The sequence below is a fragment of the Streptomyces sp. NPDC090021 genome, from assembly GCF_044748225.1.
Lineage (GTDB): Bacteria > Actinomycetota > Actinomycetes > Streptomycetales > Streptomycetaceae > Streptomyces.
The window spans coordinates 36,580-45,023 of sequence record NZ_JBIVFO010000053.1 but is presented as its reverse complement, the minus strand read 5'-3'; the positions used below and the strand labels follow the sequence as shown (position 1 = coordinate 45,023).

The window sequence follows — 8,444 nt, the reverse complement described above, 5'->3', positions numbered from 1 at the left end:
GGGGGGGGGGGGGGGGGGGGGGGGGGGGGGGGGGGGGGGGGGGGGGGGGGGGGGCGGGGGGGGGGGGGGGGGGGGGGGGGGGGGGGGGGGGGGGGCGGGGGGGGGCCGGCCCCCCCCCCCCCGGCGCCCGGTCTCACTCCGTCGCCGTGGTCACCGCGTCCGACGCGCCCGGGAGGGGCTTGTCACCCGGGGCCTGGTCCGGGGCGTTCTCCGGGTGGTGGCAGGCCACCTGGTGGCCCGTCTTCAGCGCCAGCAGCGGCGGCTCCTGCGTCGCACAGATCTGCGTCGCCTTCCAGCAGCGCGTGTGGAAGCGGCAGCCGCTCGGCGGCGAGATCGGGGACGGCACGTCGCCCTTGAGCAGGATGCGGCCGCTCTTCGCGCCGCGCCGCCTCGGGTCCGGCACCGGCACGGCCGACATCAGGGCCGTGGTGTACGGGTGCATCGGCTCCCCGTACAGCGACTTGTTGTCGGCGAGTTCGACGATCTTGCCGAGGTACATCACCGCGACGCGGTCCGAGACGTGCCGGATGACCGAGAGGTCGTGCGCGATGATCACGTAGGTGAGACCGAGCTCCTCCTGGAGGTCGTCCAGCAGGTTGACCACCTGGGCCTGGATCGAGACGTCGAGCGCCGAGACGGGCTCGTCCGCGACCACCAGCTTCGGCTTCAGCGCCAGGGCCCGCGCGATGCCGATGCGCTGACGCTGGCCGCCCGAGAACTCGTGCGGGTAGCGGTTGTAGTGCTCCGGGTTGAGGCCGACGAGCGACAGCAGCCGCTGGACCTCCGCCTTGAGCCCGCCCTCCGGGGTGACGTTCTGGAGCTTGAACGGGGCGCTGACGATGGTGCCCACCGTGTGCCGCGGGTTCAGCGAGCCGTAGGGGTCCTGGAAGATCATCTGCACGTCGCGGCGCAGCGGGCGCATGCCCGCCACCCCCAGGTGCGTGATGTCCTTGCCCTCGAACTCGATCCGGCCGCCGGTCGGTTCGAGCAGCCGCGTGATCAGCCGGCCCATCGTCGACTTGCCGCAGCCGGACTCGCCGACGACGCCCAGGGTCTCACCGCGCCGGACGTCGAAGTCGAGTCCGTCGACGGCCTTGACCGCGCCCACCTGGCGCCGGATCAGTCCCTTGGTGATCGGGAAGTGCTTCGCCAGGCCGGTGACCTTGAGCAGGACCTCGGGCGAGTCCGTGGCCTGCGCGGGAATGACCACCGCTTCCGGCTTCTTCGTGTCAGGCGTCTCGGTCACAGCTTCGGCGCAATCTCTTCGGTCCAGATCCGGGTCCGCTCTTCCTGCGGCATGTGGCAGGCGGACCAGTGGCGGCTGTCGTCCCGGGTGAGCTCGGGCCGGACCGTACGCGTCACGTTGCCCTTGGGCACATCGGCGTACGGGCAGCGCGGGTTGAAGGCGCAGCCGTCGGGGATGTTGATGAGGCTGGGCGGGGAGCCCTTGACCGGGATGAGGCGCTCGCTCTGCTCGCGGTCGATGCGCGGCATCGAGCCCAGCAGGCCCCAGGTGTAGGGGTGGCGGGGCTCGTAGAATACCTTCTCGGCGGTGCCCCGCTCGACGCACCGGCCGCCGTACATCACGAGGATCTCGTCGGCCATCTCCGCGACGACGCCGAGGTCGTGCGTGATCATGATGACGGCGGAGCCGAACTCCTTCTGCAGATCGCGGATCAGGTCCAGGATCTGCGCTTGCACGGTGACGTCCAGCGCCGTGGTCGGCTCGTCCGCGATCAGCAGGTCGGGATTGTTGACCAGCGACATCGCGATCATCGCGCGCTGGCGCATACCGCCGGAGAACTGGTGCGGGTAGTCGTCGACGCGCTTGCCGGGCTCGGGGATGCCCACCCGGTCGAGCATCTCGACGGCCCGCTTGCGCGCCGTCTTCTTGTCCACGTCGTTGTGGACGCGGTACGCCTCCACGATCTGGGAGCCGATCGTGTAGTAGGGGTGCAGCGCGCTCAGCGGGTCCTGGAAGATCATCGCCATGTCGCGGCCCCGCAGCCTGCGCACCTCCTCGGGATCGGCGGTCAGCAGTTCCCTGCCCCCGAGCCAGATCTCGCCCGACATCTCGACGCTGGAGCGGTCGGCGTTACCCGCCCGGTGCAGGCCCATGACGGCCAGCGAGGTGACCGACTTGCCGGAGCCGGACTCGCCCACGATGCCGAGGGTCTGTCCCTTCTCCAGTTGGAAGGAGAGCCCGTCCACCGATTTGACGACGCCGTCGTCGGTGGGGAAGTGCACCTTCAGGTCGCGGACGTCGAGGAAGGCCTCGGAGGGACGGCCGGCGACCGGGTCCGCCGAGAGGGCCGCGGCGGTGGCGGCGTCCGTGGTACGGGCGTCGGCGCCGGCGGCCTTCCCCTTCTGAGTCGGGTCGGTCACGACAGCCTCACCCTCGGGTCGATGATGGCGTAGACGAGGTCGACCACCAGGTTGCAGAACACGATGAAGAAGGCGGCGAACAGGGTCACACCGAGGATCTTCGGCAGGTCGTTGACCGCGATCGCCTGGTAGGCGTACTCGCCGACGCCGTGGTACGAGAAGACCGTCTCGGTGACGATGGCGCCGCCGAGGAGCAGCCCGAAGTCCATGCCGAAGATGGTCACGATCGGGGTCAGCGCGGAGCGCAGTCCGTGGCGGGTGACGACCACCCGCTCGCGCAGGCCCTTGGCGCGGGCGGTGCGGATGTAGTCCTCGCTCATGGTCTCCAGCATTCCGGCCCGGGTGAGCCGTGCGTAGAGCGCGGAGTAGAGGAAGGCCAGCGTGCACCAGGGCAGGACCAGCCCCTGGACCCAGGCGGCCGGATCGTCGGAGAAGTCCACGTAGACGTTGGTGAACACCGGCCAGTTGAAGACGAAGACGGCCAGCGCGAGGGTGCCGGTGAAGAACATCGGCAGCGAGACGCCGGCGAGGGCCACGCCCATCGCGAGCCGGTCGAAGAGCGAGCCGGGCCGCAGGGCCGACACCACACCCGTGGTGACACCGGTGACCAGCCAGATGGCGGCCGCTCCCAGGGTGAGGGAGGCGGTGACGGGCAACCGGCTCACGATGTCGGGCCAGACCTCGACGTGGTCCTTGAAGGAGTAGCCCAGGCAGGGGGCGTTGCACTGCGAGGGGCTGGGGCCGTAGTTGAACTCGCGGCCCGCGAAGATGCCCCTCAGGAACTCCCAGTACTGCGCGTACAGGGGTTGGTCGAAGCCGAGGTTCTTCTTGACCGCGGCGATGGACTCGGGCGAGGGGTTCTTGCCCACGTACTGCGTGGCCAGCGAGTCGGCCGTGCCGCCGGCCAGCCGGGGCAGCAGGAAGAAGATCGCGAAGGTGATCGCGCTGACAACGAGCAGCAGGAACACCGCGGCGAACAGCCGCCGGACGATGTACACAAACACGGGGGTCGGCTTCGGCGTCCGCCGGTCCGTGCCGCCCCCGGTCGGGGGCGGCACGGACCGGCGCGCGCGCTGCTGCCTTCACCTGCCTTCCACGGTTCTGGCAGATCTGGCTGAGAGGGTCGAACTGCCTGAGGACTTGACGTCCGGGGTTACTTCAGGCCGATGTTGAGGTAGTCGTACTGACCGCTCCACGCCGGGTTGGAGACCACGTTGGTGAGCTTGGGCGAGCGGTAGTGCAGGACCTTGAAGTAGGTCAGGGGCACGATGACCGCCTGGTCCATGACCTTCTTGTCGATCTCGCCGTAGACCTTCTCGCGCGCGGCGGCGTCGGTGTTGGCGATGTTGTCGTTCAGCATCTTGTTGATCTCGGGGTTGTTCAGCTGCGACAGGTTGGTGTTACCGGTCTTGCTGATCGCGTCACCGTGGACGACCTGCTGGAGGAAGCCGAAGCCGCTCGGCCAGTCGGCGCCCCACTGCATCATCATGAGGCCGATCTTGTTGTCCTCGGTGAACTTCGGGACGCCCGCGTAGTCGCTGAAGTACTTGCCGGCCGGGAACTGCTGGATCTTGACGTTGATCCCGACCTTCTTCAGGGACGCCTGGATGGCCGTGGCCATGTCGACCTCGCCGGCGCGGTCGTTGCGCGCGGTGATGGTGGTCTCGAAGCCGTTCGGCTGTCCGCAGGCGGTCAGCGCGGCCTTGGACTTGGCCTCGTCGCCCTTGTTGTCGGGGGTCTCGTAGGTGTTGAAGTCCACGTGCCCCGGGATGTCGGTCGGCAGGACGGTGCTGGCGATGGCGCCGCGGGTGGGACCGCCGAACGCGGTCTGCACCGACACCTTGTCGATCGCGTACTGGACCGCCTTGCGGCACTCCACGTTGTCGAAGGGCGCCACCTTGGTGTTCATCGCCATGTAGACCAGGCGACCACCCTCGGCGTTGTCGGTGTTGGGGTCCTTCGAGGTCAGCAGCTCGGTCTGGGTCTGCTGGGCCACACCGTTGCCGACGATGTCGATGTGGGTGTTGCCGGCCTTCAGGTTGGAGTCGATCGTCTCCTGGTTGACCTTCAGCTTGACGACGATCTTCTCCGGGAGCTGCTTGCGCAGCGGGTCCGTGGAGGCGTCCCAGTTGGGGTTGCGGACCAGGACCGCCTGCTTGTCGTGCTCGTAGCTCTCGAACATGTACGAGCCCGAGGAGACGATGTTCTTCACATAGTCCGCGCCGTTGTCCTTGGCCTTCGGCACGGGGGCCGACTGCGGGTTCGCCAGCAGGTAGTCGAACTCGGCGAACGGCTGCTTCAGCTTGAAGACGATCGTCTGGTCGTCGGGGGTCTCGATGGACTGCAGCCCCGTGTCGGACTTGTCCTTGTACGGGCCCTCGTACGGGGTCTCGTTGTCCTTGAGGTACTGCGCGAGGTAGTTCGGGCCGTTGGAGTGCACGTCACGGGCGAAGTTGCTCCGCTCGACCGCGTACTTGACGTCCTTGGAGGTGATCTCCGTGCCGTCGCTGTACTTCACACCCTTGCGGATCTTGTACGTCCAGGTGGCGCCGCCGTCGCTGGGGGTGCCGAGGCTCTCCGCGAGGTCCGGGACGACCTTGTTGCCCTCGGCGCCGGCGCCGGGGGCGAAGGTGGTCAGCGGACGGGCGTACAGGCGGCTGAAGTTGAAGACGAAGCCGTAGTAGGTGTTGCCGGGGTCGAAGGAGTCGGGGGTGTCGGACGCCTCGTAGACGACCGTTCCGCCCTGCTTGTCGGAGGCGTTGACCACGCCCTTGACGGCGGCGTTGGCTCCGGCCGACTTGTCGTCGCCGGCGGTCTTGTCACCACCGTTGCAGGCGGAGGCGGTGAGGGCGACGGTGATGGCGGCGGCAAGCACCGCGGCTTTTCTCGACCTGCTTCTCATGACGGAGTGATGCCCCCTGATTCGGAGTGGTGGTGGTACGGGCGGTGCCTCGGCCGGATGCCCGAGGACGGGCGGATCAGCGCGAGCTCTTGGGGTCCAGGGCGTCGCGCAGGCCGTCGCCGAGGAGGTTGAAGGCGAGCACGGTGAGGAAGATCGCCGTGCCCGGGACGACCATGAACATCGGGTCGACCTTGTAGTAGTCCACGGCGGAGCTGAGCATTCCGCCCCACGAGGCCTGCGGTGGCTGGATACCCACGCCGAGGAAGCTCAGAGAGGCCTCGAAGAGGATGTTGGTCGGGATGAGCAGGGTGGCGTAGACGAGGATCGGCGCCACCAGATTGGGCAGCAGCTCCCGGAAGACGATGAAGGGGCCGCGGGCTCCGAGACTGCGGGCCGCGTCGACGAACTCCCGCTCGCGCAGCGAGAGCGTCTGGCCGCGCACGATGCGCCCGATGTAGGGCCAGCCGAAGAAACCGATCACGAAGATCAGCACGCCGATGTGCAGCGGCAGTCCTTCCAGCCCGAAGGCCCCGCCCTGGAGGGCGGCCGAGATGGAGATCGCGAAGAGGAGCAGCGGGAAGGCGAGGAAGGTGTCCATCATGCGGCTGATCACCGTGTCGGCCCAGCCGCCGTAGTACCCGGCGACGACGCCCAGCACGGAGCCGATCAGCACCGAGAGGAGGGTCGACCCGAAGGCCACGAGGAGGGAGACCCAGGAGCCTTCCAGGATCCGGGTGGCGATGTCGCGGCCGAACTTCGGCTCCACACCGAGGGGGTGCTCCCAGCTGATACCGCCGAAGGAGCCGATCGGGGTGGCCAGGGAGGGGTCGATGAGGTCCTGGTGCAGCGCGTCCGGGTCCAGGCCGAACACCCACTGGATCGGCTGCGACAGTGCGGCCAGTACCACGAGGACCAGCACGACCGCGCCGCCGGCCATCGCCACCTTGTCGCGCTTGAGTCTGGTCCACGCGATCCGGCCGAGCGAGCGGCCCTCGATCGCCTTCTGCGGAACGTCGGGGGTGGCCACGGCTGCGGACTCGGCCGCGCTGGTGTCGTGCAGTGGTGCCGTCATCGTGGTGGGGACCCCTCTCGGCCGACAGTGGCCGGCCCATGCCCGCCGCTGTGGCGGCTTGGTTCAATCGGCGTCGCTGGTGGTGCGATTGGCGAGAAAATGTGCCGGAAGTGCACGTGAAGAGCCGGTGTTGGTGAGATGGACCGGCCTTCGGTGGGGGGAGTCTTCAACGCGCTCTCAACCGCCCGCCAGACCCCCCGGGGATGTGATGCGCAACCGTGATCTGGGCTTACACCTTCCGCTATCCGAACCGCCAGACCTGTTGAGCGGTGAAACACCGCGCGTTCGGCGCGGAACGGACATCGTGCCCAACTGCCCTTTCGGACGTGGATCTTGGGCCTATTCAGCGGATATGCCGAAGGCCGCACCGATGGGACCGGTGCGGCCTTCGAGAGGGACGTCTCGATATGCGGATTTCACGCCAGGAGCCCCCGCGGGTCCGCGGGGGCTCCTGAGGGCGGGCCGGGTCAGTACGCCGGGGCCTGGCCCTCGCGGTCGTAGAAGGGCCGGGTCTGCGCCCGCAGCCACATCGCCACGGGATCGTGCTCGTCCGCCAGCGCCACGGTGCACACCGGGACGCCCTCGGGGACCGCCCCGACGGACTGGCGCATCATCTCCCGTACGGACTCCAGCGCGGGCGCGGAGGCGTCGTACAGGTCGAGCCCGACCGCGAGGTACGCGGACCCCAGCGCCGGCTGCACCCAGGCGCGGCGCAGCGACCGTACGGCCGGGGTGCGGTGCGCGTGCTGGGTCAGCAGCCCGTAGAACTGGGGCAGCTCGATGCTGGGCTCGGACAGCCGCAGCGGACCCGCCGGCATCCGGTCCAGGCCGGTCGCGATACGGCGCAGGTCCGCCCACGGGACGCCGAGGCCGCCGCCCTGGGCGTGCGGGTTGAGCCACAGGCCCCAGCGGTCCGGGTAGAGGGCGCGGGCGATGTCCCGTCCGGTGACCACCTCGTAGCCCCGGTTCCAGCCGCTCGCGGCCAGCTCCTGGGGGGAGGTGACGCAGGGCGCGTAGCCGAGGCCGTCGACCTCCATCCCGCCGTACTGGGCGTCCGGTGACCCCGGCTGCCCCTGCCACAGCAGCATCCACAGCCGCCCCTCGGACAGGGCGTGCAGCAGTGACTCGTAGCTCTCGTAGCGCCCGGGGGTCACCTGGCGCATCATGTGCTCGACCTGCCCGGCCGCGGCCGTGCCTGACGCACTCACCCGGTACCCCTCTTCGTCCGCCCGTCGCTCCACGCGTGCCTTACCCGCCGGCACTCATGCGTGCGGCCGGGAGATGTAACCAGCTTAAGCGGCCCTACGCGAGGTAGAAGGGGCGTACGCGCTCACGAATCCAGTCCGTGACCGGGTCCTGGGCCGCGTCGAGGAGGATCAACTGCACGGGCCAGGGCACCGGAACACGGGCCAGAGCCCTGCCGAGCGCCTCCATCGGGGCCTCCCGCAGCTGCGGTTCCCATCCCACCAGCCGGACACCGATGAACAGTTCCGGGTCCCCTCCCTCCACACTGGCGAGGCAGCGGTGCGCCGCGGCGACGAGGCCGGTGGCGCGGAACTCCTCACCGGCCGCGGCCAGGAAGTCCACCGGGTCGTCCTGCCAGTCGGGCTCGAAGAGCCGTACGCGGCCGCCGGTGGCGGGACCGTCGAGCGCGCTGCGCCCGGCGCGGCAGAGCTCCGCAACGGCCGGCGGGGGCAGCGGGACGCCGACGGCGCCCTCCGGATTGACCGCGATGCCGAGCTGCGGGGGCAGTCCGCGGGCGAACTCGACCGCCGGGGCCACCGCGAAGTCCATGCCGGGACCGACACAGGCGAGGAACTGGGCCTCGGAGCTGTAGACGGGCACGTACGCCGCCCCGCCGATGTCCATGGTGGGCAGGTCCAGGCCGGCCGCGTCGGGCCCGGCCGCGTCCGGGCCGCCGCCCGGCAGCGGCACCCACACCTGGCTGCGCCCGAGCACCTCCAGGATCCGGCCGCCGGCGTCCGGCTGCCCGAGCGCCGCCCCGAGCACCTGCTCCAGCTCATTCCCCGGCCAGCCGCTGCCCTGCATCCGCCCCTTGCCCCCGTCCGGTCCGTCGTTGCGCTC

General features: G+C 69.7%; 7 protein-coding genes. All 7 read right to left on the bottom strand.

The annotated features are described in order from the left end of the window. Nucleotides 1-133 precede the first annotated feature (133 nt). Nucleotides 134-1,210, bottom strand: a complete 1,077-nt coding sequence (locus tag ACIPXC_RS31400) for an ABC transporter ATP-binding protein (protein ID WP_401624823.1) — start codon at nucleotides 1,208-1,210, stop codon at nucleotides 134-136. Between the two features lie 32 nt (nucleotides 1,211-1,242). Then, on the bottom strand, nucleotides 1,243-2,385 hold the full coding sequence (locus ACIPXC_RS31395) for an ABC transporter ATP-binding protein (protein ID WP_401624811.1): 1,143 nt from the start codon (nucleotides 2,383-2,385) through the stop codon (nucleotides 1,243-1,245). Continuing rightward, nucleotides 2,382-3,389, bottom strand: coding sequence for an ABC transporter permease (locus ACIPXC_RS31390; RefSeq protein WP_037928087.1), 1,008 nt, complete (start codon nucleotides 3,387-3,389; stop codon nucleotides 2,382-2,384). Before ACIPXC_RS31390 ends, ACIPXC_RS31395 begins: the two co-directional genes overlap by 4 nt. Nucleotides 3,390-3,538: 149 nt before the next feature. Continuing rightward, nucleotides 3,539-5,287: an ABC transporter substrate-binding protein gene (locus tag ACIPXC_RS31385; protein WP_401624808.1), complete on the bottom strand. Its 1,749-nt coding sequence runs from the start codon at nucleotides 5,285-5,287 to the stop codon at nucleotides 3,539-3,541. A 76-nt stretch (nucleotides 5,288-5,363) separates the two neighbouring features. Further along, nucleotides 5,364-6,359 carry an ABC transporter permease gene (locus ACIPXC_RS31380; RefSeq protein WP_401624806.1) on the bottom strand — a complete coding sequence of 332 codons (996 nt, stop codon included), beginning with the start codon at nucleotides 6,357-6,359 and terminating at the stop codon, nucleotides 5,364-5,366. 467 nt (nucleotides 6,360-6,826) lie between these two features. Then, nucleotides 6,827-7,567, bottom strand: coding sequence for an enhanced serine sensitivity protein SseB C-terminal domain-containing protein (locus ACIPXC_RS31375; RefSeq protein WP_401624804.1), 741 nt, complete (start codon nucleotides 7,565-7,567; stop codon nucleotides 6,827-6,829). A gap of 94 nt (nucleotides 7,568-7,661) precedes the next feature. Then, entirely contained in the window at nucleotides 7,662-8,408 is a 747-nt protein-coding gene (locus ACIPXC_RS31370) for an enhanced serine sensitivity protein SseB (protein ID WP_401624802.1), read from the bottom strand. Nucleotides 8,409-8,444 lie beyond the last annotated feature (36 nt).